Source organism: Janthinobacterium sp. NKUCC06_STL (assembly GCF_019345455.1).
GTDB lineage: Bacteria > Pseudomonadota > Gammaproteobacteria > Burkholderiales > Burkholderiaceae_D > Janthinobacterium > Janthinobacterium rivuli.
On record NZ_JAHKQY010000001.1, the window covers coordinates 621,565 to 645,066 of the forward strand.

At 62.6% G+C, this 23,502-nt stretch carries 20 protein-coding genes; all 20 read right to left on the bottom strand.

Annotated elements, in window-relative coordinates; all coding sequences use genetic code 11:
• Window positions 1-3 precede the first annotated feature (3 nt).
• A complete protein-coding gene (locus KO539_RS02880; RefSeq protein ID WP_219308565.1) occupies window positions 4-921 on the bottom strand; it encodes a peptidoglycan DD-metalloendopeptidase family protein in 918 nt (305 codons plus the stop codon).
• A 42-nt stretch (window positions 922-963) separates the two neighbouring features.
• On the bottom strand, window positions 964-1,854 hold the full coding sequence (locus KO539_RS02885) for a protein-L-isoaspartate(D-aspartate) O-methyltransferase (RefSeq protein WP_099380782.1): 891 nt from the start codon (window positions 1,852-1,854) through the stop codon (window positions 964-966).
• Between the two features lie 9 nt (window positions 1,855-1,863).
• Entirely contained in the window at window positions 1,864-2,601 is a 738-nt protein-coding gene (gene surE, locus KO539_RS02890) for a 5'/3'-nucleotidase SurE (protein WP_034789072.1), read from the bottom strand.
• A 94-nt stretch (window positions 2,602-2,695) separates the two neighbouring features.
• Window positions 2,696-5,149: a tetratricopeptide repeat protein gene (locus tag KO539_RS02895; protein WP_219307241.1), complete on the bottom strand. Its 2,454-nt coding sequence runs from the start codon at window positions 5,147-5,149 to the stop codon at window positions 2,696-2,698.
• Between the two features lie 19 nt (window positions 5,150-5,168).
• Window positions 5,169-5,774 (bottom strand): toll/interleukin-1 receptor domain-containing protein, encoded by a 606-nt coding sequence (locus tag KO539_RS02900; RefSeq protein ID WP_219307242.1) that lies wholly within the window; start codon window positions 5,772-5,774, stop codon window positions 5,169-5,171.
• Window positions 5,775-6,045: 271 nt separating this feature from the next.
• Window positions 6,046-8,100 carry an ATP-dependent DNA helicase gene (locus KO539_RS02905; RefSeq protein WP_374106323.1) on the bottom strand — a complete coding sequence of 685 codons (2,055 nt, stop codon included), beginning with the start codon at window positions 8,098-8,100 and terminating at the stop codon, window positions 6,046-6,048.
• Window positions 8,101-8,143: 43 nt separating this feature from the next.
• Entirely contained in the window at window positions 8,144-8,344 is a 201-nt protein-coding gene (locus tag KO539_RS02910) for a YdcH family protein (RefSeq protein WP_034752051.1), read from the bottom strand.
• A 137-nt stretch (window positions 8,345-8,481) separates the two neighbouring features.
• A complete protein-coding gene (locus KO539_RS02915) occupies window positions 8,482-9,207 on the bottom strand; it encodes a hypothetical protein (RefSeq protein WP_225242026.1) in 726 nt (241 codons plus the stop codon).
• 19 nt (window positions 9,208-9,226) lie between these two features.
• Window positions 9,227-10,324 carry a cell division protein ZapE gene (gene zapE, locus KO539_RS02920; RefSeq protein WP_035820745.1) on the bottom strand — a complete coding sequence of 366 codons (1,098 nt, stop codon included), beginning with the start codon at window positions 10,322-10,324 and terminating at the stop codon, window positions 9,227-9,229.
• Window positions 10,325-10,394: 70 nt separating this feature from the next.
• Window positions 10,395-11,825: a dihydrolipoyl dehydrogenase gene (gene lpdA / locus KO539_RS02925; protein WP_035820749.1), complete on the bottom strand. Its 1,431-nt coding sequence runs from the start codon at window positions 11,823-11,825 to the stop codon at window positions 10,395-10,397.
• The gene (locus tag KO539_RS02930; RefSeq protein ID WP_176390183.1) at window positions 11,815-12,198 is read right to left on the bottom strand and encodes a PspC domain-containing protein; all 384 of its coding nucleotides are present in this window, start codon (window positions 12,196-12,198) and stop codon (window positions 11,815-11,817) included. The genes lpdA and KO539_RS02930 overlap by 11 nt, the downstream gene beginning before the upstream one ends.
• Before the next feature lie 94 nt (window positions 12,199-12,292).
• On the bottom strand, window positions 12,293-13,549 hold the full coding sequence (gene odhB / locus KO539_RS02935) for a 2-oxoglutarate dehydrogenase complex dihydrolipoyllysine-residue succinyltransferase (RefSeq protein WP_099380774.1): 1,257 nt from the start codon (window positions 13,547-13,549) through the stop codon (window positions 12,293-12,295).
• A gap of 117 nt (window positions 13,550-13,666) precedes the next feature.
• Window positions 13,667-16,519, bottom strand: a complete 2,853-nt coding sequence (locus KO539_RS02940; protein WP_034752063.1) for a 2-oxoglutarate dehydrogenase E1 component — start codon at window positions 16,517-16,519, stop codon at window positions 13,667-13,669.
• Window positions 16,520-16,776: 257 nt separating this feature from the next.
• Window positions 16,777-17,751 carry a LysR family transcriptional regulator gene (locus tag KO539_RS02945; RefSeq protein WP_219307244.1) on the bottom strand — a complete coding sequence of 325 codons (975 nt, stop codon included), beginning with the start codon at window positions 17,749-17,751 and terminating at the stop codon, window positions 16,777-16,779.
• A gap of 219 nt (window positions 17,752-17,970) precedes the next feature.
• Window positions 17,971-18,513, bottom strand: coding sequence for an NAD(P)H-dependent oxidoreductase (locus tag KO539_RS02950; protein ID WP_257626087.1), 543 nt, complete (start codon window positions 18,511-18,513; stop codon window positions 17,971-17,973).
• A gap of 224 nt (window positions 18,514-18,737) precedes the next feature.
• The gene (locus KO539_RS02955; protein ID WP_219307245.1) at window positions 18,738-19,079 is read right to left on the bottom strand and encodes a helix-turn-helix domain-containing protein; all 342 of its coding nucleotides are present in this window, start codon (window positions 19,077-19,079) and stop codon (window positions 18,738-18,740) included.
• Between the two features lie 98 nt (window positions 19,080-19,177).
• Complete coding sequence (gene gltA / locus KO539_RS02960; protein WP_071076256.1) at window positions 19,178-20,479, bottom strand: citrate synthase; 1,302 nt, start codon at window positions 20,477-20,479, stop codon at window positions 19,178-19,180.
• A 121-nt stretch (window positions 20,480-20,600) separates the two neighbouring features.
• Window positions 20,601-20,882, bottom strand: coding sequence for a succinate dehydrogenase assembly factor 2 (locus KO539_RS02965; protein WP_034752073.1), 282 nt, complete (start codon window positions 20,880-20,882; stop codon window positions 20,601-20,603).
• 117 nt (window positions 20,883-20,999) lie between these two features.
• A complete protein-coding gene (locus KO539_RS02970) occupies window positions 21,000-21,710 on the bottom strand; it encodes a succinate dehydrogenase iron-sulfur subunit (RefSeq protein WP_034752075.1) in 711 nt (236 codons plus the stop codon).
• Between the two features lie 9 nt (window positions 21,711-21,719).
• Entirely contained in the window at window positions 21,720-23,501 is a 1,782-nt protein-coding gene (gene sdhA, locus KO539_RS02975) for a succinate dehydrogenase flavoprotein subunit (protein ID WP_219307246.1), read from the bottom strand.
• Window position 23,502: the final 1 nt, after the last annotated feature.

Genomic DNA, 23,502 nt, shown 5'->3' on the forward strand with positions numbered 1-23,502 from the left:
TACCTAACGGTTAGGCAGGAATTTCGAAGGGTCGACAGGCTTGCCCTGCTGGCGGATTTCAAAGTGCAGCTTCACGCGGTCGGCATCGGAATCACCCATTTCGGCGATGGCCTGGCCTTTGTTGACGTTCTGCCCTTCCTTCACCAGGATGCTGCGGTTATGCGCATAGGCCGACAATAAACTATTACTGTGCTTCACGATGACAAGATTACCATAACCACGGATTCCGCTCCCGGCATACATGACTTTTCCCGCGCCGGCAGCCACCACTTGCTGGCCCGCCTTGCCGGCGATATCGACGCCCTTGTTCTTGCCTTCGTCGAAAGTGCCGATGACCTTGCCTTCGGAAGGCCACATCCAGCTGATCTTCTCGTCGCCAGGCGCCGAGGCCGCAGGGGCTGCCGCGGCGGCGGCCGGTGCGGCAGCAACAGTTGCTGCCGGCGCTGGCGCAGGCTTGGCGTCGCCGTTGCCGCCATCGGCGCGCAGCTCGGCCAGGGTGGCGTCGGAATACGCGCGCTTCTCGCCGCGCGGACCCGATTTCTTCGGCACGACAGGCGCGGCCGGCTTGACTTCCGTCACCGGCGGCATGACGATGGCCGACGTTTGTGCGCCGCCCGTGTCGCCAGTCGGCGGCAGCACGCGCAGCACCTGGTCGACCTTGATGTCATTCGGGTTGCTCAAGTCATTCCAGACCACCAGGTCGCGGTAATTCTGGCCGTGCTCGAGGGCGATGCGCAGCAGGGTGTCGCCGCGCTTGACCGTGTAATAGGCCGGGTCGCGGTCGCGCGGATCGCTGGCGGCGGCGCTGCTGCTCGATGGGTGGCGCTCCACGACGGGTGCCTGGACGCCGGTCGTGCCGCAACCGCTCAACAGCGCGGCCAAGGTGATGCTACATAGAAGTATGTTACTTTTCTTAATCATTCGCATGTAATTGTATGTCCTGCTTGCTAGCTGATCCGGGGATCATATGGTGCCCGGGCGCAAAGGCACGAAATGGCAGTCTTCCAGGGTCTGGCTGGTCCATTCCATTTTCCCCACCCGGGTAATGAGTTGTAAGTGTTGCAATTTAGCCCCCACCGGCGCAACCAGACGCCCGCCGGGCGCCAGCTGTTCCAGCAGGGCTTGCGGGACTTCCAGGCCGGCTGCGGCAAGGATGATCCCGTCGAAGGGCGCCGCCTGCGGCAGGCCAAGCATACCATCTCCGTACTGCAAGCGCAGATTCGACACGCGCAACGGGCGCAGATTGGCCTTCGCCAGCTCGTGCAGAGGCCGGATGCGCTCGATGGAATACACCTCTTTCGCCACCAGCGACAGCACCGCCGCCTGGTAGCCGCAGCCCGTGCCGATTTCCAGCACGCGCTGCAGGCTGCCACCCTGGCGCATCACTTCGATCATGCGCGCCACGATGTACGGCTGCGAGATGGTCTGGTGGTGACCGATGGGGAGCGAGGCGTCGATATACGCCTGCGACGCCAGCGCCTCGTCCATGAACATGTGGCGCGGCACGGCTTGCATGGCGTCGAGCACCACCTGGTCCTTGACGCCCTGCTTCGCCACGCGGGCCACCATGGCGCGGCGCACGGCCTCCGAGACGAGCGGATTTTGCCGTGGCGGCGACACCACGGCCGGCTGCGCCCGCTCATTGGCGATGGCTTGCGCGCGCGACGGCGCAATGGCCGCATGCGCGCCATACGGCTGCGCCACGCCGCGCGCCGCGTTTTGCGCCGCATTCTGCGTGGCCGTCTGCGGCGTGGCGATCCGGGACTGGGCCAGCGACTGCCCCCCGCCCGGCCTGGCGGGCTTGCCGGCCAGCGAATCAAGGGTCAGGGGGAAGGTGCGCGGCTTGTCAGTCATAGTGAGCGGTCATGCCAGGCCTTTCGCCAGTGCATCGAGTTGGGTGGTATGGGTCAGGTCGATCTGCAGCGGCGTGATCGATACTTGTCCATGTTCAACAGCATGGAAGTCCGTGCCCGGACCGCCTTCCTTGGCCGCGCCGGCCGGGCCGATCCAGAAGATTTCACGGCCACGCGGATCGAGCGCGCGGATCACGGGCTCGGCCGAATGACGCTTGCCCAGGCGCGTGGCCACCACGCCCTGCATTTGCTCGTAAGGAATGGCGGGAATGTTCACGTTCAGCAGATACGGTTTCTGCAAGGCGTCAAACTGGCGCTCGACGATTTCCCTGGCCACGCGGGCGGCCGCGTCCAGGTTGGCCCAGCCAAACTGCGACTGGGAAAAGGCGATGGCGGGAATGCCGAACAGATAGCCTTCCGTGGCGGCCGCGACGGTGCCCGAATACAGCGTGTCGTCGCCCATGTTGGGGCCGTTGTTGATGCCGGACACCACCAGGTCGGGGCGCTCGATGAGCATGCCCGTCAGCGCCACGTGCACGCAATCGGTGGGCGTGCCGTTGACAAAATAAAAGCCGTTGGCAGCCTTGTGCACGGACAAGGGCCGGTCCAGGGACAGCGAATTGGACGCGCCCGAACGGTTGCTGTCGGGCGCCACCACGACGATGTCGGCAATGGGGGCGAGCGCGTCGGCCAGGGCCGCCAGGCCAGGCGCCAGGTAACCGTCGTCGTTACTGATAAGAATTCTCATAACGGGATTTTACCCGAAGCAATGCCAACACTGCGCATGCCGCACGCCGATAGACCGCATTATTTGTGCCGCCGCGTGGACATGGCGCGCGGCATCAGCGCTGCTCGATGCGCGCTTCCGACAAGGCTCCCTCCAGCGCCTGCACTTCATCTTCCTGCAAGGCCAGCAAGGCATTCAGGTCGCCTTGCAGCTTGTACATTCTTTTCAGCTGCGCCATGCCGCGCCGGCGCAGCTTGCCCGGCACGCCCGGACGCAGCAGGCAGGACTTCAAATGTTCGGCCAATTCGCCCGCCTGCGCATACTGTTCCCGTTCTATCATGCCTTGCAACATCGAGATCATGCTGGTCAGGGTGTCCGGCTCGGCCCCTTCGTGCCCGTTGGCGCGGCCGGCCAGGATGGTTTCCTGCAAATGCCGCGCACCGTCCAGCACGCTGTCCGCATGCCCCGTGACGGGGGCGTTCAACAGCCGGTCACTGCCGCTGAGCACGGCGTCTTCCAGCAGGCGCGCCGCCTCGCTGTCGCCCTGCTGCTGCAAGGTGCCGGCCAATTGCGTCTTGCTGTGCAAGGTATCGAGGTGGTCTTCGCCCAGCAGGCGCGCATGCACTTCCAGCACCTGCTCCTGCACGCTGCGCGCCGCATCGAGTTCACCGCGCCGCAACAGCGCCTCGGCCAGCTTGCGCTGGCTCATCAGGGTTTCCGGATGATCGAGCCCATGCGTGCGCTCGCGCGCCGCCACCTGGTCTTCATGCAACTGGCGCGCGCCGGCCCAGTCGCCCTGCCCGGCCACGATGTCGGCCAGCAAGTCGCGCGTGGCCAGGGTGGCAGCATGGTCGCTGCCCAGGCGCCGCTCCTGCGCCTGCAGCACGGCGACGAACAGGCGCCGCGCGCCTTCCAGGTCGCCTTCGCGCCCCAGCGCCTGCGCCAGGGCCAGCTTGCTGCGCAAGGTATCGCCATGCTCGGCGCCGAACAGGCGCTCGCGCGCCGCCACCACTGTGGCCAGCACTTGCTGCGCCTGCGCCAGCCGGCCCATGCGCAGCAAGGTGGCGGCGCGGCCATCCATCGCCTCCAGGGTCAGCGGATGCTCGCCGCCCAGCTGGCGCGCATAGCTTGCCAGCACCGCATCCTGCAGCAACAGGGCCGCCGCCAGCTCCCCCTGTAGCAACAGGGTTTTCGCCAGGCAGGCGCGGGCGGCCAGGGTGTCGGGATGCTCGCTGCCCAGCACACGCTCACGCACGTCGAGCACGTCCTCTTCCAGGAAGCGGGCTTCCTCGAGCTTGCCCAACTGGCGCAGCAGGCGCGCCATGCCGCTCTTGCACGCCAGGCTGTCGGGATGCTCCTCACCCAGCAGGCGCACGCGGATCTCGACGCTCTGGCGGAAGGCGTCGAGCGCCAGCGCGCTGCGCCCATCCTTGCGGTACAGCTCACCCAGGCGGGCCAGGTCGCGCGCCAGCGGCAGGGCCACGGCGCGGCCAGGCTCAGCCTGCAAGGCCTGGCGCGCCTCGCTGATGGCCCCCAGCAAGGCGATTTCACGGCTCGATTGCCAGGGAAAGTAGCCGCCCGTCAGCCACTGCAAAAAGGCTTCGAAGGTGCGCGTGAGGGAAAAGCGGTCGCCGCCCTGGTCGATGCGCACGGCCAATTGCTCGCCATACGCAAAGGTTTTCGTCTGCTGCAGCTGGACTTCGTCGAAATAGCTGTCGAGGGCGATCTGCGGCAAGCCGTAGGAACTGCGCAGCAGGCGCTCGAACATGGGCTGGAAGCCGGCGATACCCTTGTGCGCGTCGCCGCGGCGCCACTCGGCGCGCTGCGCCCCGTCGCCCATTTCTATGCGCGAGGGCAAGGGGTAGACGAGCAGCGGACGCTGTTCGTCCTCATGGCTGCGGCGGTACTCGATGGCCCGCGTGACGAGCGCATCGACGCCTTCCAGGCTTTGCCGGTTCGGCGTGAAGACCACCACCAGTTTTTTTGGCAGCAAGGTGGTGCAGATGCCGGCGCTGTCCGTGCGGCCCGTGCGCGAATCGACGAGCACATAGCGGAAATGCTGGGCCAGGGTATCGGCGAAGCAGCGAAACAGGGCCGGGCAGCTGTCGAACAGCTGATCCCAGCGCATCTGCGCCAGGCGCTCGCTGTAGCTGGCGTCGAAGCGCCCCGCGCGCATCAGGTACAGCGGACTGCCCTGGTCGACGCGCACCACGTATTGCTGCCAGTCGATGGCGTCGAGCACGCGCTGGGCCAGGGCGACATCGTCGGCGCTCGAGCCGCGCTTGCCACCCGTCTCCAGGCTGAGGCGCTCGAGCTGCTGGCGGCACGCTTCAAAGAATTCCAGCACGCCCGGTCGCTCCTCATGCTGTTCGAAATAATGGTGCAGGCCCGGCGCTTCCATGTCCCAGTCCAGCATCAGCACGGGCACGCTGGCGTTTTCACGGCGCGCCAGCAGGACGGCGATGTTCGACAGGGCCATGGTGCGGCCGGTACCGCCCTTGTAGGAATAGAAGGTGACGACTTCGCCAGGGGCGCTCAAAGGCGGCAGGGAGAGGCGTTGGCATTCCATGACAGGACCTTTTACGTGATTAACGCGGAAAATGGGGAGGCGGAATGGCGCGCCATTCCGGTGGAATAGCGGGCAACACGAAACGGCTGCAATCGTGGCCGGGCGGTGTTGACCGCTTGAGCAAGTGGTAATGCGTGGCGATGCGCTGCACGATGCGTTCGATGTCGGGCAGGTATTGCGGGTTCGACTTCAGGTCGCCGCTGGCCAGGGTGTAGCCGGAAAAATCGACGTACAGGCCCGATTCCGTGATCTGCGGCGGCAAGCCGTCCGGATGGCGCGTCATGATGACGGGGATGATCAGATGGCTGGGCAAGTCGTACCAGGCGCGCCGCTCCTGCTCGATCAGCTGCATGGCGGCAAATTCGCGCCGCGTGTAGCCGTGCGCTTCATATTTGGGCGTGTACAGCACGATCATGCAGACGCTCTGGCACATGGCGCGCGCCACGCGCAGATCGATATCGTCGCCGCCGCCCAGTTGTTCGCTGTCGATGAACAGGACTTCCTCGCGGTCCAGGTGCGGCTCCAGATAGCAAGCCAGCGCCTCGATGAGGTCATTCTTGAACTTGTTCATGAACGCATATTGGCCGTGCGCGTAGCTCAAGAAACAGCCGTAGCGGATCTCCATGGCATCCCCCCTGTTCCCCGTGCGGCCCTGCCATCGCCGCGCCTTGATCCCACAAGGCATGAAGTCACTGTAGACCGCTGAGCAACGGCCTGTTTGCGCTGGCGCAAAGATGTGTCTGGCGTCCTGGACATTCGCAAGAAAGCCAGAAACTGGCGCGATCACGCCGATTTCTGGCATGCCAGGCACGCAAGGCCGCGCCGCGCAAAAAACGCTACTCGCTTGATAACAAAGGGAAATATGCCGGCGCGCGGAGGGCGCCGGCAAGCGGGACTTAAGCGCCCTTGGCGGGCAGGTTGCGGAAGAACTCCACCACTTCGGCGGTGTCGCGCGTGCGCTTGAACGGCGGCAGGCTTTGCCAGATGCGCTTGCCGTACGGCTTGGAAATGAGGCGCGGATCGCAGATCATCAGTACGCCCCGGTCGCCCTCGTCGCGGATCAGCCTGCCCGCGCCCTGCTTCAGGTTGATGATGGCTTCCGGCAGCGAATGGTGCATGAAACCGTTCTTGCCCTGCTTTTCCATCACTTCGATGCGCGCGGCCAGCACGGGATCGTCGGGCGGCGCAAACGGCAGCTTGTCGATGATGACGAGCGACAGCGCATCGCCGCGCACGTCGACGCCTTCCCAGAAGCTCTGGCTACCGATCAGCACGCCATTGCCGGCCGCGCGGAACTGGTCCAGCAATTCCGTGCGGCCCTTTTCTCCCTGCACGAACAGGGGGAAGTTCAGGCCGCGCTGCTTGAATTCATCGGCCAGGCGCTCGGCCGCGCGTTTGACGGCGCGCAAGGTGGTGCACAGGAAGAAGGTGCGCCCGCCCGCCGCTTCGATGATGGGCAGGGCGCAGTCGATGACGGCGTCCGTGTAGCCCAGCGAGTTCGGTTGCGGCAGGTTTTGCGGCACGAACAGCAAGCCTTGCTGGCCATAGTCGAACGGCGACGGCCACGTGTGCGACGGTTCGCCCGTCAAACCCATCTGTTCGGAAAAATGCTTGAAATCGTTTTTCACGGCCAGGGTGGCGGACGTGAAAATCCAGCTGCGCGGCGTGCCTTCGCGCTGGTTGTTGAAGATCGGCGCGATCGACAATGGCGTTTTATGCAATTGCAGGGAGCTGGAAAACGCTTCCACCCAGAACACGGCTTCCTCGCCAGCCGTCACTTTGGCCTTCGGATCGAACTTCCAGCCGCTCAGCTGCTGCGCCAGTTCGACGCCGCGCACTCTGCACTGCTCCAGCGTTTCCGCCCGTTCCGCCTGGGTTTCCAGCACGGCCACCATGCCGTCAAGCTCATCCTTGAGGGTGTCGAGCGCGGGGAAAAAGTCGCTCGACGGGGCGATTTGCGGCAGCGACAGGCGCACGATATCCTGCGGGAAGGTCAAGCGCAGGTCGCGCGCCGCCTTTTCCACCACCATGACGGTTTTGGCCCAGTCGATGCCGCGCGCGTGCGCGAGGCCCTCGGCCAGCACGTCGCGGCACAGTTCCAGGATTTGCGAGGTCGACACCGTGTTACCAAAGAACAAGGTGGCCGTATCGGGCAACTGGTGCGCCTCATCGAAGATGATGGTGTTGGCCGAGGGCAGCAATTCCGCCACGCCCGTGTCTTTCAGGGCCACGTCGGCAAAGAACAGGTGATGGTTGACCACCACCACGTCGGCCTGCTGGGCTTCCTTGCGGGCCTTCATCACAAAACAATCCTGGTAATACTGGCATTCGGCGCCCATGCAGGTGTCGCGCGTGGACGTCACCAGGTTCCAGATCATGGCGTTTTCCGGCACCTTGGCCAGCTCGGCCTTGTCGCCGGAGCTGGTCATCTTGATGAAACGCGAGATTTCACGCAAATGGCCCACGTCGTCGCGCGACGTCATGCGGCCGTTTTGCAGCGTGCGTTCCAGGTGATAGTGGCAAACGTAGTTCGAGCGGCCTTTCAGCAGGGCAACGGAAACGGGCGCCTGCAGCGCGGCGCGCACGGTGGGGATGTCGCGCAGGAACAATTGATCCTGCAAGTTCTTCGTGCCGGTGGAAACAATGGTCTTGCCGCCCCACATCAGGGCCGGCACCAGGTAGGCGAAAGTTTTACCTGTGCCCGTGCCCGCCTCGGCGATCAGGGTTGTCTGGCTGTCGATGGCGCTGGCGATGGCTTTCGCCATTTCCGTTTGCGAACGGCGCGGCTTGTAGCTGCCCACGGCCGGACCGAGCGGGCCGCCGGCGCCAAACAGGCGCTCGATGTCGGCATCGTGCTTGCCAGGCGCCGCCTGCGGTTCGGCTGGCACATCGGCTGGCAAGACAGCAGGCTGGCCATCTGGGTTTACTGGCAATAAATTGTGATCGGTCAAAATATACTTAGGTGAAGGCTGGACTGGACGCTACTGGCGCCCCTCAGGCGGGAACGTCGGGCACCAACTGCATTTTCAGCAAGGTGATGTGATCCTTCAATTGCAATTTGCGCTTTTTCAGGCGGCGCAGCTGCAACTCGTCATGGTGGCCATCGAGTATCAGCAACTCGATGACGGCATCGAGGTCGCGGTGTTCCACGTTGAGTTCAATCAGGCGCCGCTCTATTTGCTGTGCATCGCTCATGTGTTGCGTTCCAGGCAGTGTTGGTGACAGTGTTGGGAAACCGGCGCGCGCAGCGTACGCAGGCAGCCATCGTGCGTAGTTTAACCTGCCGCGCGGGTTAGGGCACGCCATTTCCGGCATGCCCCTGCGCGGCAGTGTTATTTGGCCGGCGGCACAGGCGCAGGCGCAGCAGCGGCCGGCGTGCTGGCAGCGGCGGCGGCCGCCTTGTCAGCCTTGGCCTGCGCTTCGGCTTGGCGCTCGGCCAGGCGTTGCGCCACCCGCTTCTGGCGCGCCACGGCGTCAGCCTGTTTTTTCGCATATTGCGCTTCACGGGCCGCGCGGCGCGGCGCATCGGCAGCGTCGGCGGCAGCCTGTTTCGCCACCTTCGCCGCATGCTCGGCTTCGCGCTCAGCAACGCTCTTGCCTTGCGGCTTGGGCGGCGCCGGCTCGGGCGTGACCACTTTCACGGGCTTGGGCACAGCCGCGGCGCGCTGCTCCGCGTCGAGGCGCGCGCTTTCCTGCGTGCGGGCCAGGTCGATATCGCGCAGGCGCACGGATTCGGCGCGCTTGAAGTAGTTCGCTTCCGCTTCGACGGCGCGCAGGCGCACGAGGATCAGACGGCGCTTTTCCTTGGCCGTGTCCAGGCAGTTATTCACGAAAAACTTGTCGTAGCACTCCAGTTCGCGCACGGCAAACTCGTTTTCCGCCGCCGCGCGCTCGCTGGCGACCTGCTTCAGCTTGGCGTCCGCCTCGTCCACCGACAAGGTGGCGGGCACCTGCGGCGCGCCGACTTCATCCAATGCCGGAGCACCCTGGTGCGCGCAGGCGGACAACGCCAGGACCAGGCCCAGCGCCGCACCCAGCTTGTATAGTGTATTTGCCATCATGTTCCTTATCCCTGCCTCAAACGATCGCGTCGGCCGCGCCGCGCTGTTCTTTTTCCATGTATTCGCGCGATTGCATCTCGATGATACGCGAAACGGTGCGGTGAAACTCGTTGGCCAGCATGCCGTTCGTGTACAGCTCGTCAGGCGCCACTTCGGCCGACATGATCAGCTTGACCTTCTGGTCGTAAAACACGTCGATCAGCCAGGTGAAGCGGCGCGCCTCGGACGACTGCGCCGCCGACATGGCCGGTATGCCGGACAATATCACCGTATGGAAACGGCTGGCGATTTCCAGGTAATCATTTTGCGAACGGGGACCGCCGCACAGGGTGGCGAAATCGAACCAGATGATGCCGCCGGCGCGACGCAGGCAATGGATTTCGCGGCTCTCGATGCGGATGCGCGCGTCTTCGTCGGCCGTTTCGGCGATGCGCGTGTAGGCGTCGCGCAGGGCCTTGTCGGTATCGGCGCCCAGCGGCGTGTAATAACTTTCCACCTGTTCCAGCGCACGGCCGCGGTAATCGACGCCAGCGTCGACGTTCATCACGTCGAGCTTGTCCTTGAGCAGCGCGATGGTCGGCAGCATGCGGTCGCGGTGCAGGCCGTCCGGATACAGCAGGTCCGGATCGTAATTCGAGGTCATGATGAAGGACACGCCATTGGCGAACAGGGCCGACAGCAGGTTGTACAGGATCATCGCGTCGGCGATGTCGGAGACGTGGAATTCATCGAAACAGATCAGGCGGTATTTCTTGGCGATGCGCTTGGCGACTTCGTCGAGCGGGTCGGCCACGCCTTTCAATTCATCGAGCTGCTGGTGCACGCCGCGCATGAATTCGTGGAAGTGCAATCGCGTCTTGCGCACCAGGGGCACGACCGAGTAAAAACTGTCCATCAGGAACGATTTGCCGCGCCCCACCCCACCCCACATGTACACGCCTTTCGGCACGGCGGGACGGTTCAGCAGGCGCTTGAAGGTGCTCGATCGCTGGCCTTTGTAGGCCACCCACTCGTCATAGCACAGCTGCAGGCGGTCGACCGCGCGCCGCTGGGCGGCATCGGCCTTGAAATCACGCTTCTGCAACGCGTGCTGGTAAAACTCTTCTACGTTCATGGGATTCGCTTTAACGCACAAGGGCGCCGGCGGAAAAAATCCGCGAGCGCCCCTGCTGGACTAACTACAATTAAAAGTTCAACGTGCGCTTGTCAACCGCCAGTGCCGCTTCCTTGGTCGCTTCCGACAGGGATGGGTGAGCGTGGCAGATGCGCGCGATGTCTTCGGCCGAGGCCTTGAATTCCATCGCCACGACGGCTTCGGAAATCAGTTCGGACGCCATCGGGCCGACGATGTGCACGCCGAGGATTTCATCGGTGGTCGCATCGGCCAGGAATTTCACCATGCCCGAGGTGTCACCCAGCGCGCGCGCACGGCCGTTGGCCATGAACGGGAAGGTGCCGGCCTTGTAGGCGATGCCTTCGGCCTTCAGGGTTTGCTCGGTCTTGCCGACCCACGCGATTTCCGGCGAGGTGTAGATCACCCAAGGAATCGTGTTGAAGTTGGTGTGGCCATGCTGGCCGGCGATACGCTCGGCCACGGCAACGCCTTCTTCTTCGGCCTTGTGCGCCAGCATCGGGCCGCGCACGACGTCGCCCACCGCCCACACGTTCGGCAGATTGGTCTTGCAGTCGCCGTCGACGGCGATGAAGCCGCGTTCGTCCAGCTGCAGGCCGACTTTATCGGCGCCCAGGCCATTCGTGTTCGGCGTGCGGCCGATCGAGATGATCAGTTTGTCGAACACGGCTTTTTGCGCTTCGCCCTTGGCGTCCACGAATTCCACGGTGACGTCTTTCTTGCCTGGCGTGATCGCGCCGATCTTGCAACCGAGGTTGATCTTCAAGCCTTGCTTGGTGAACAGCTTCGACGCTTCCTTGGCGATCTGCTCGTCGACGGCGCCCAGGAAGACCGGCAGGCCTTCGAGCACGGTGACGTCGGAACCGAGGCGGCGCCAGACGCTGCCCATTTCCAGGCCGATCACGCCGGCGCCGATGACGCCCAGCTTGGCTGGTACGGCGTCGATGGCCAGTGCGCCCGTGTTCGACAGGATCAGTTTCTCGTCGAATGGTGCGCCCGGCAGTTCGCGTGCGTTCGAACCCGTGGCGATGACCACGTGCTTGGCGCTCAGGGTTTCGTTGGCTTCGCCCGTCACGCTGATCTCATACGCGCCAGCGGCGGCGGCAGCGAAAGCGGCGCGACCGTGGAAGAAGGCGATCTTGTTCTTCTTGAACAGGTACAGGATGCCGTCGTTGTTTTGCTTGACGACGGTGTCTTTGCGCTTGAGCATCTGGCCCAGGTTCAGCTTCAGGCCGGCGACATCGATGCCGTGCTCGGCGAAGCTGTGGCCCGCGTGTTCGAAATGCTCGGACGATTGCAGCAGCGCTTTCGACGGGATGCAGCCGACGTTGGTGCAGGTACCGCCAGGAGCGGCGCCGCCCTTGGCGTTCGACCACTCGTCGACGCAAGCGACGGAAAAGCCCAGCTGCGCTGCGCGGATGGCGGCGATGTAGCCGCCAGGGCCCGCACCGATGACAACTACGTCAAATTGTTTAGTACTCATGTTTTGTTATTCCAATCTCTTCGTCTGGTACGAAAATCCACAATAGAAGGTAAATCACCACGCCGAAGCCGAAGGTCAATGTAAACAGGACGAAGACGAGGCGCCAGATCCACGCTTCCATGCCGGAAGCGCGTCCCAAGCCGCCGCACACGCCGCCGAGCCAGCGGTCGTTGCGCGAACGGCGCAGGCGGTTGAATTCCTGCACCAGGTCGTTCGACGGACCGGGGGCCGCATCGGCGCCGGACGCGTTGTCCGGCTTGTCCAGGTTGATATTGCTCAGGAGCTTGGCTTTCGCTTGCGCGAATTCCGCGTCGCTCAGGGCGCCCGCCAGGTGCAACTCGTGCAGACGCTTGATTTCTTCAGAGACGTTCATGGGAATCCTCTTTCATTGAGATCAGCCAGCTGCGTCTTCTGGCAAGGGGTATCAGCTACATTGCCCCGGCGGCGACGCCGGGGGACTACGGTGCTTACAGGTCCAGCAGCAGGCGTGCAGGATCTTCCAGCGCTTCTTTCATCGCCACCAGGCCCAGGACGGCTTCGCGGCCGTCGATGATGCGGTGGTCGTAGGACATGGCCAGGTAGTTCATCGGACGCACCACGATCTGGCCGTTTTCGACAACAGCGCGGTCCTTGGTCGCATGCACGCCCAGGATGGCTGATTGTGGCGGGTTGATGATCGGGGTCGACAGCATGGAGCCGAAGGTGCCACCGTTCGAGATCGAGAACGTACCGCCCGTCAGGTCGTCCAGGGTCAGCTTGCCTTCCTTGGCTTTCGCGCCGAATTCACCGATTTTTTTCTCGATGTCGGCGATCGACAGCTGGTCCGCGTTGCGGATGATAGGCACGACCAGGCCGCGTGGCGAACCGACAGCGATACCGATGTCGAAGTAGCCGTGGTAGACGATGTCGTTGCCGTCAACGGAGGCATTGATGATCGGGTACTTTTTCAGGGCGGCGACGGCGGCCTTGACGAAGAAGGACATGAAGCCCAGCTTGACGCCGTGCTCTTTCTCGAACTTGTCCTTGTACTTGTTGCGCAGGTCGATGACCGGCTGCATGTTCACTTCATTGAACGTGGTCAGGATGGCGTTCGTCGATTGCGATTGCAGCAGGCGCTCGGCGATACGTGCGCGCAGGCGGCTCATCGGCACGCGCTCTTCAGGGCGGTCGCCCAGGCTGGCGGCCGACGGCGTGGCAACTTGTTGCAGCGCTGGCTTGGCAGCGGCTGGCGCCAGTGGCGCGACAGCTGGCTTGGCGGAAGCGGCCAGGGCGTCGCCCTTGGTCACGCGGCCGTCTTTGCCGGAACCGGCGACGTCGCCAGCGGACAGGCCTTTTTCGGACAGGATCTTGGCAGCGGCAGGCATGGCGACATCGCCTTTGGTCGCAGCGGCAGGCGCCGAAGCGGTCGAAGCGTCTTGCGCGGCGGCAGCCAGGGCTGGTGCAGGCACGGCCGACACTTCCATCGGGCTGACCTTGGCCGAGCCGTCGGTGTCGATGATGGCGATGACTTCGCCGGCGACGACGGTGGCGCCGTCAGCCTTGATGATTTGCACGATCACGCCGGCGGCAGGCGCTGGCAGTTCCAGCACGACTTTATCGGTTTCGATATCGATCATGTTTTCGTCGCGCGCGACTGGTTCGCCGACTTTCTTGTGCCATGCCAGCAAGGTCGCTTCTGCAACCGATTCCGACAACTGGGGAACTTTGACTTCGATTTGTGCCATGTAAAACTCCGTTTATTTTGTTATTGCGGCGCCGCCCCTGCGTAGCAAGGGCGGCGCTCCGTCATGATGTATGCAAGCAGGCGCCATGCACTCGCATGGCGCCCCTTATCCTGCCACTTACTTGGTCAGGATAAAACCCTTCAGCTTCGAGAATGCCGTTTCCAGCAGATCTTTTTGCTGGGCGTAGTGCTTGTCATAGTAACCGACAGCAGGCGACGCCGAAGCAGGACGGCCGGCGTAGGCCAGACGTTGACCCGATTCCAGGCCTTCGAAGATGTTGTGCTGGATCTGGAACCAGGCGCCCTGGTTTTGCGGCTCGTCCTGCGCCCAGACGACTTCGACCAGGTTCGGGAACTTCTTCAGTTCAGCAGCGAACGACTTGTGCGGGAACGGATACAGCTGTTCCAGGCGCACGATGGCCGTGTCGGTCTGGCCGCGGGTCTTGCGTGCGTTGACCAGGTCGTAGTAGACCTTGCCCGAGCAGGCGACCACACGCTTGACTTTCTTGGCGTCGATTTTGTCGTCGACTTCGCCGATGACGGTCTGGAAACCACCCTTGGCCAGGTCGGTCAGCGGCGAACCCGCATCCTTGTTGCGCAACAGCGACTTCGGCGTCAGGATGACCAGCGGTTTGCGGAACTGGCGCACCATCTGGCGGCGCAGCAAATGGAAGATCTGCGAAGCCGTCGTCGGCTGCACTACTTGCATGTTGTTGTCTGCGCACAGCTGCAGGAAACGCTCGGGACGCGCGGACGAGTGCTCAGGACCCTGGCCTTCGTAACCGTGCGGCAGCATCATGACCAGGCCAGAAGCGCGGCCCCACTTCACTTCGCCGGAGCTGATGAATTGGTCGATCACCACTTGCGCGCCGTTGGCGAAGTCGCCGAACTGGGCTTCCCAGATCGTCAGCGTATTCGGTTCAGCGGTCGAGTAGCCGTATTCGAAGGCCAGTACGGCTTCTTCGGACAGCACCGAGTCGATGACGGTGAACGGCGCCTGGTTGTCCGACACGTTTTGCAGCGGAATGTAGGTACCTGCATCCCAACGCTCGCGGTTTTGATCGTGCAAGACGGCGTGGCGGTGCACGAAGGTGCCGCGGCCGGCATCCTGGCCCGTCAGGCGGATGGCGTAGCCGGACGATACCAGCGAGGCGTAGGCCAGGTGTTCGCCCATGCCCCAGTCCAGGTTCATTTCGCCACGGCCCATGGTGCCGCGGTCGCCCAGTACTTTTTCAACCAGCGAGTGGACCTTGAAGTCTTCCGGCACGGTGGTGATGCGGGTGGCCAGGCGTTTCAGTTCCGTCATCGGCACGGCGGTGTCGGCCGAATCGGTCCATTTCTTGTTCAGGAACGGCAGCCAGTCGACGGCGTATTTGTTCTTGAAGTTCGAGATGACTGGATCGACGGTATGCTTGCCGGCGTCCATGGCGTCGCGGAAGGCGGCTACCATCTTGTCGCCGCCATCGGCAGGGATCACGCCTTGCGCTACCAGCTTGTCCGCATATAGCTTGCGGGTGCCTGGATGCTGGCCGATCTTCTTGTACATCAGTGGCTGCGTCAGCGCCGGCGTATCTTGCTCGTTGTGGCCAAGCTTGCGGTAGCAGATGATGTCGAGGACGATGTCCTTCTTGAATTCCATGCGGTAGTCGAGCGCGATCTGCGTCGCCAGTACCACGGCTTCCGGATCATCGGCGTTGATGTGCAGGACCGGTGCTTCGATCATCTTGACGACGTCCGAGCAGTACAGGGTCGAGCGGGCATCGCGCGGATCCGAGGTGGTGAAACCGATCTGGTTGTTGATCACGATATGCACCGTGCCGCCGGTATGGTAGCCACGGGTTTGCGCCAGATTCAGCGTTTCCATGACCACGCCCTGGCCGGCGAAAGCGGCATCGCCGTGCACCAGGATAGGCAGCACTTGCGCGCCCTGCGCGTCGCCGCGGCGATCCATGCGGGCCTTGACGGAACCTTCGACCACAGGGTTGACGATTTCCAGGTGCGACGGGTTGAACGCCAGCGACAGGTGGACCGGGCCGCCTGCGGTGGAGATGTCCGACGAAAAGCCTTGATGGTACTTCACGTCGCCGGCAGGCAGGTCGTCGCCATGCTTGCCTTCGAATTCTTCGAACAGTTCCTGCGGCGCCTTGCCCAGGGTGTTCACCAGCACGTTCAGGCGGCCGCGGTGGGCCATGCCGATGACGATTTCCTGCACGCCTTTTTCGCCGGCGCGCTGGATGGTTTCATCCATCGAGGCGATGAAGGTTTCGCCGCCTTCCAGGGAGAAGCGCTTCTGGCCCACGTAACGGGTGTGCAGATAGCGTTCCAGGCCTTCAGCCGCGGTCAGGCGGTCGAGGATGTGGATTTTTTTCTCTGGGGTGAAATTCGGGGTGGAGCGGATCGATTCCAGTTTCTCTTGCAGCCAGCGCTTTTCGGCCGGGTCGGAGATGTACATGAATTCGGCGCCGATCGAACGCGTGTAGGTATCGCGCAGATAGTTCAGCAGATCGCGCAGGGTGGCGGTCTCGGGGCCAAAATAGGTATTGCTGATGTTGAACACGGTGTCCATGTCCGCGTCGGTGAAACCGTAGAAGCTTGGCTCCAGTTCCGGGATCATCGGACGTTCCTGGCGTTGCAGCGGATCCAGATTGGCCCAGTGCGAACCGAGGTAGCGGTAAGCGGCGATCAGCTGCGTGGCGGCGACGCGCTTGCGGCCCATTTCGGCATCGAAGGAAGCGGTTACTGTGCGGATCGGACCAGCTTTTGCGCGTTCGGCGAACGAGGCGACGACTGAGGCATGCGCCACGTCAGGCTTGTTGGTGCCATCGACGGCAGGCACGTGCTGCATCGCGTCGAAGTAGGAGCGCCAGTTATCGGGTACCGAGCCTGGGTTGTTCAGATACGCCTCGTACAGGTCTTCCACGTACGGAGCATTCCCACCGAACAGGTAGGAGTTGGTCGTTAATTGCTGCATATATTGCTCACCTTTCTTCGCGTTTCGCGAGGAATTAGCGGGTTAATCTAACCTTCCGCGACACGGCCTGACCGGTTAGCGGATTGCACATCAAGTTGTGGGGAAGGGCTTTTTTATTGCACCAGCATTCTGCATACCGTCATTTAGAATAGCACGCAGTATTGTAACGCAACAACGACTAGTTGAATTTTATTTGGCAAGCAAATGTAAGCTGTGTTGTTGATTTTCCCGGGCTTGCAAGCCTGTCACTGTTATGCTTACAACACATCGGCGCCCCTGCCGGCATGCCGCTTGCGCCCAACTGGTCTGCCCGGCAACGGTGCCGCCGCGATGGCCGCCAGCCAATCGGCATCGCCGGCAAACCACTCCACCAGAAAGTCGAGCATGGTGCGCAGCAGGGGCGACATGTGCTGGCGCGACGTGTAGACGCCGTAGATGCCCATGTCCTGGGGCTGGTACGCGGGCAGCAGCTCCACCAGCTGCCCGCTGGCGATCAACGGCGCGGCCGAAAAGCGCGGCTGCATGGCGATGCCCGCCCCCGCCACCGTGGCCACCAGCAACACCAGCGATTCATTCGCCGACAGGCGGCCGCTGACGGGGACAGTGAGCGCTTCCCCTTCATGCGTAAACTGCCACAGGCTCTTGCCGAAATACGTATAGGTCAGGCAGTTGTGCAAGGCCAGGTCCTCCGCCCGGCGCGGCGTGCCGTGCGCCGCCAGATACGATGGTGCGGCGCACACCACCGAGGCGCAGCTGGCCAGCTGGCGCGCGATCAGGTTCGGTTCGAGCGCGTTCGTGATGCGGATCGCCAGGTCGATGCGCTGCTCCACCAGGTTGACGGCGCGGTTCTCCATCTGCAGGTCGACGGCGGCGCGCGGGTAGCGCCGCAGGTAAGCGGTTACTGCGCCGGCCAGCGCCGTCTGCGCCAAGGATTGCGAGCAGGTGATGCGCAGCAAACCGTGCGGCGTGTCGAGGCCCTCGGGCGAAGTGACGGCCATGGCGCCGGCCACTTCCAGCATCTGCCGGCAGCGCGCCAGGGTGGCGTCGCCCGCATCCGTCAGGCTCAGCCGGCGCGTGGTGCGATGCAACAGGCGCGCCCCCGCCCACTCTTCCATCTCGGCCAGGTAGCGCGTCACCATGGCGCGAGACATGTCGAGCGCTTCGCTGGCGGCCACCATGCTGCCGCGCTCGGCGATGGCGACAAATACTTGTGCGGCGGTGATGCGGTCCATGCGGATACTCCCTTGATTCATCCGATCCATGCAACTAAGTATTGCAATCTACCCTATTTGCCGCGCCGGGTCGAAAGGATCCATGCGACGACAAATAATATGTTTGCACGCGCCGCCCGCCTCCTCCCGCACCCGGGCAACCTTTCCGATGTGGCGCAGTTAGCGCACACCATCACCACGACCGGCCAGCGGCATTGAACTGAAGCTGGAGCGGCGCCCTTACAAGGCGGCCAGGAAGCGCTCATATGCTTGCGCGCTGCGCGCCAGCCGCTCGGCATAGTCCGGCTCCTTCGGCCCGTCTTCCGCGCCATAGAAGGCAAAGAAGCGGCGGTTGTCGGCGCCGATATATGCCAGAGTCACATCGAACGGCGCCAGCAGCTGCGCCACGGTGACGTGCCACTTGCCTGCCGGCGTGAAATCGTCCTCGCGGATGCCGGCCGTGACGGCCAGCGCCACCTTGCGGCCCCGGAAGGCATCGCCGCCCGTACCGTAGGCCCAGCCATACGCCAGCACCTGATCGAGCCATTGCTTGAGCATGGGCGGGCAGTTGAACCAGTACACGGGGAACTGCAAGACCACATTGGCGTGCGCCTCCACCAGCGCCTGCTCGCGCGCCACATCGATATTTCCATCAGGGTAAGCCTGGTGCACATCGTGGATGGTGTAGCGGTCGGGATACTGCGCCAGCTCCTGCAGCCAGCGCTTGTTGGCGACCGACGTGTCGATGGAGGGATGGAAGACGATAACGAGGGTTTTCATCATGCTGCTTTCCTGAAAATGGGTGGACGCACCGGCCCCGCGCTCACAGAAAAGCAGGCAAGCCGGTACCCTGCCCCGTGGCGCGTGGCACATAACCGTGCGCCTGCAGAGGCAAAAACAGCATAACCATCACGAGTACTTTTCACAAGTACGCACATTGACTGGTCATACAGGAAGAAAAGTAAGTTACCTGGCCATGCAAAGCCCCTTGGGCATGCGCATCCTGGTCAGACTGGCTGGTGCCGCTCACCCCATTCGCACAGGGTATGCAGCACGGGGATCAGCGAGGCGCCCTTGCTTGACAGCGAATATTCCACCTTGGGCGGCACTTGCGGATACTCCTTGCGGATGATCAGCGCATCGGCCTCCAGCTCCTTCAGCACGACGCTGAGGGTCTTGAAAGCGATGCCGCCAAGATGGCGCTTGAGTTCGTTATGCCGCAGCACGGTGTTTTCCGCCAGCGCATACAGGATCAGCATCTTGTACTTGCCGCCGATCAGCGACAAGGTGTAGCCAAATGCCGTATCGGCCAGAGCCACGCCGCTCGGGGCGCAGGTTTCTTCATTCATCGCGTTGTATTTCCTGTGGATCCAGGGTCCGAGCATAACAGCCCGGCATAAAAAAACGGGCCGAAGCCCGTTTTTTGTTTGCTCGATACCGCTCTGGATTAACGCTTGTCCAGTGGCAGTACTTCACGCGTGGTCGAACCGACGAACAGCTGGCGCGGACGGCCGATTTTTTGCTCTGGGTCGGCGATCATTTCGTTCCACTGGGCGATCCAGCCGATCGTACGGGCCATAGCGAAGATACCGGTGAACAGCGACACGGGGATGCCCAGCGCCGATTGCACGATGCCCGAGTAGAAGTCGACGTTCGGGTACAGTTTGCGCGACACGAAGTAGTCGTCGTTCAGTGCAATCTTTTCCAGTTCCATCGCCAGCTTGAACAGCGGGTCGTCTTGCAGACCCAGTTCTTGCAGCACTTCGTAGCAGGTTTCACGCATCAGCTTGGCGCGTGGATCGAAGTTCTTGTACACGCGGTGGCCAAAGCCCATCAGCTTGACGCCGGAGTTCTTGTCCTTGACTTGCTCGATGAAGGCAGGGATGTTCTCGACGGTGCCGATTTCTTTCAGCATGTTGAGTGCCGCTTCGTTGGCGCCGCCGTGGGCAGGGCCCCACAGGCAGGCGATACCGGCAGCGATACAGGCGAACGGATTGGCGCCCGACGAACCGGCCAGACGGACGGTCGAAGTCGATGCGTTTTGCTCGTGGTCCGCGTGCAGGATCAGGATGCGGTCCAGGGCGCGCACCAGCACGTCGTTGACCTTGTACTCTTCGCACGGGTTGGCGAACATCATGTGCATGAAGTTGGCGCTGTACGACAGGTCGTTGCGTGGGTACACGAACGGCTGGCCGACCGAGTACTTGTAGGTCATGGCGACCAGGGTCGGCATCTTGGCGATCAGGCGGATGGCCGACACTTCGCGGTGATGCGGGTCGTTGATGTCGAGCGAGTCATGGTAGAACGATGCCAGCGCGCCGACGGTGCCCACCAGGACCGACATCGGATGCGCGTCGCGGCGGAAGCCACGGAAGAAGAATTGCATCTGTTCGTGCACCATCGTGTGCTTGGTGACGGTGTCGACGAACTTGGCTTTCTGCGCCGCGTTCGGCAGTTCGCCGTTCAGCAGCAGGTAGCACGATTCCATGAAGTCGGCGTTGACGGCCAACTGTTCGATCGGGTAACCACGGTACAGCAGCTCGCCCTTGTCGCCGTCGATGTAGGTGATCGACGAGTTGCAGGCTGCCGTCGACATAAAGCCTGGGTCGTAGGTGAACTTGCCGCTACCGGCGTACAGTTTGCGGATGTCGATGACGTCCGGGCCAACCGTGCCTTTGTAGATTGGAAATTCAAGCGATGGGCTGCCATCGGAGAACGACAGGGTAGCTTTTGTGTCAGAGATATTCATGGGCTCTTCCTTCTCGGGAGTGAGTCGAAATTAAAATCAAAAATTCTGGCTGCAATTCGCACCGCATTCGGCAGTGCTACAGCGCGCCACTCGCACCGTTTGCAATATATCGCCCAGGCGTCTAGGCAATGCGCAGTCGTTGCAGCAGTGCGCGCACATGCGGCAGATCGACTTCGCCTTCCGGCTCTTTACGGGCCAGTACCAGATCCATTAACGCATTGTCCGATAAATCCAGCAAACGCGTCAGCGCGTCAACTTCTTCATCGGTCAATTCGGTTTCATACGCATCGAGAAAACGGGTCAGGATAATGTCGTTTTCCAGCAGGCCACGGCGTGAACGCCAGCGCAGGCGGGCGCGGTTGGCCGGGTCGGCCTGATGCGAGGACAAAATTGATTCTGTCATTTGGTTTACCACTTTACGTGTGCCTTGCGGCACGGTGCTGCTTTGCAGGCGCCGCCTGCAGGCAAGAGAGGATACCCTCTTCCCGCAAACGGCGCCCGGCGGATGCGATCAGGAGAATCAGATCGCGCGGCGGACCATCAATTCCTTGATCTTGCCGATCGCCTTGTTCGGGTTCAACCCTTTCGGGCAGACGTCGACGCAGTTCATGATCGAATGGCAGCGGAACAGGCGGTACGGGTCTTCCAGGTTGTCCAGACGCGCGCCGGTGGCTTCGTCGCGCGAATCGGCGATGAAGCGGTAGGCTTGCAGCAGGCCAGCCGGGCCGACGAATTTGTCCGGATTCCACCAGAACGACGGGCACGACGTGGAGCAGCATGCGCACAGGATGCACTCGTACAGGCCATCGAGTTCTTCGCGCTGTTCCGGCGATTGCAGGCGCTCTTTTTCAGGCGGGATCGAATCGTTGATCAGGAAAGGCTTGATCGAATCGTACTGCTTGAAAAATTGCGTCATGTCGACGATCAGGTCGCGGATGACCGGCAAGCCTGGCAACGGACGCAGCACGATAGGCTCCGACAGTTCGTTCAGGTTGGTCGTGCATGCCAGGCCGTTCTTGCCGTTGATGTTCATCGCGTCCGAACCGCACACGCCTTCGCGGCACGAGCGGCGCAGGGCCAGCGAGTCATCGACGTCCGCCTTGATGCGCTGCAGTGCGTCGAGCAGCATCTTGTCGGTGTCTTTCAGTTCGACCGTCAGGTCTTGCATGTACGGCTTGGCATCCTGGTCAGGATCGTAGCGGTAGATTTTGAATTTAAGAGTGCGTGCCATGGTATAGCCTTAGAAAGTACGTGGTTTCGGTTTGAAGGTATCAACCGTCAGCGGCTTGGTCACGACTGGCTTGTATTCCAGTCGGTTGCCTTCCGAATACCACAGAGTGTGCTTCATCCAGTTGTCGTCGTCACGTTGCGGATGGTCGTCCTGGGCGTGGGCGCCGCGCGATTCCTTGCGCGCTGCCGCCGAAACGATGGTCGCTTTCGCCGTTTCGATCAGGTTGTCCAGCTCCAGCGCTTCCACGCGGGCCGTGTTGAAGACCATCGATTTATCCTTGAAGGCGACGTGCTTGCGGCGCTCGTCGAGCTTCATGATTTCTTCGACGCCCTTGTTCAGCATCTCGTCGGTACGGAACACGCCACAGTACTTCTGCATCGTTGCGCGAATGTCGTTCGCCACGCCCTGCACGGTTTCCGTGCCGGTCGAGTTTTCCAGGCGCGCCAGGCGGCCCATGGCAAATTCGGCGGCGTCGGCTGGCAAAGGCTTGTTTTCCTTGGCTTTCAGGCCGCTGTTGACGATGTGGTTACCGGCCGCGCGGCCGAAGACCACCAGGTCGAGCAGCGAGTTCGTGCCCAGGCGGTTGGCGCCGTGCACGGACACGCAGGCGCATTCGCCGATCGCGTACAGGCCGTTGACAACCTTGGCCGAATTGTCCGGACCGGTCGGGGTGACGACCTGGCCATGGATGTTCGTCGGGATGCCGCCCATCTGGTAGTGAATCGTCGGCACGACAGGAATCGGTTCCTTGGTGGCGTCGACGTTGGCGAACTTGTGGCCGATTTCCAGGATCGACGGCAGGCGCTTGGCGATGGTGTCGGCGCCGATATGGCGCAGGTCCAGCATCACGTGGTCCTTGTTAGGACCGCAGCCGCGGCCTTCCTTGATTTCCTGGTCCATCGAACGCGAGACGAAGTCGCGCGGCGCCAGATCCTTCAGGGTCGGCGCATAGCGCTCCATGAAGCGTTCGCCTTCGCTATTGATCAGGATGCCGCCTTCGCCGCGCACGCCTTCGGTGATCAATACGCCCGCGCCGGCCACGCCGGTCGGGTGGAACTGCCAGAATTCCATGTCTTGCAGCGGCAAGCCGGCGCGTGCCGCCATGCCCATGCCGTCGCCCGTGTTGATGAAGGCATTCGTCGATGCGGCGAAGATACGGCCTGCGCCGCCCGTTGCCATGACCGTCGTTTTTGCTTCCAGGATCATGCATTCGCCGGTTTCCATTTCCAGCGCGACAACACCGATCACGTCGCCTTCGGCGTCACGGATCAGGTCGAGTGCCATCCATTCGACGAAGAAGTGCGTACGCGCACGCACGTTGCGCTGGTACAGGGTGTGCAACAGGGCGTGACCGGTACGGTCGGCTGCCGCGCAAGCGCGCTGCACCGGCTTTTCGCCGAAGTGGGCCGTGTGGCCGCCGAATGGACGCTGATAGATGGTGCCGTCAGGGTTGCGGTCGAATGGCATGCCGAAGTGTTCCAGTTCGTACACGACCTTCGGTGCTTCGCGGCACATGAATTCGATGGCATCCTGGTCGCCCAGATAGTCGCCACCCTTGACGGTGTCGAACATGTGCCAGAACCAGTTGTCTTCGGCCATGTTGCCGAGCGACGCGCCGATACCGCCCTGCGCCGCAACGGTGTGCGAGCGGGTCGGGAAAACTTTCGACAAAACAGCGACGTTCAGACCGGCTTCAGCCAGTTGCAACGACGCGCGCATGCCGGAACCGCCGGCGCCAACGATGACCGCATCAAAGCGGCGGGTAGGGATTGCAGATTTATATGCTGCCACG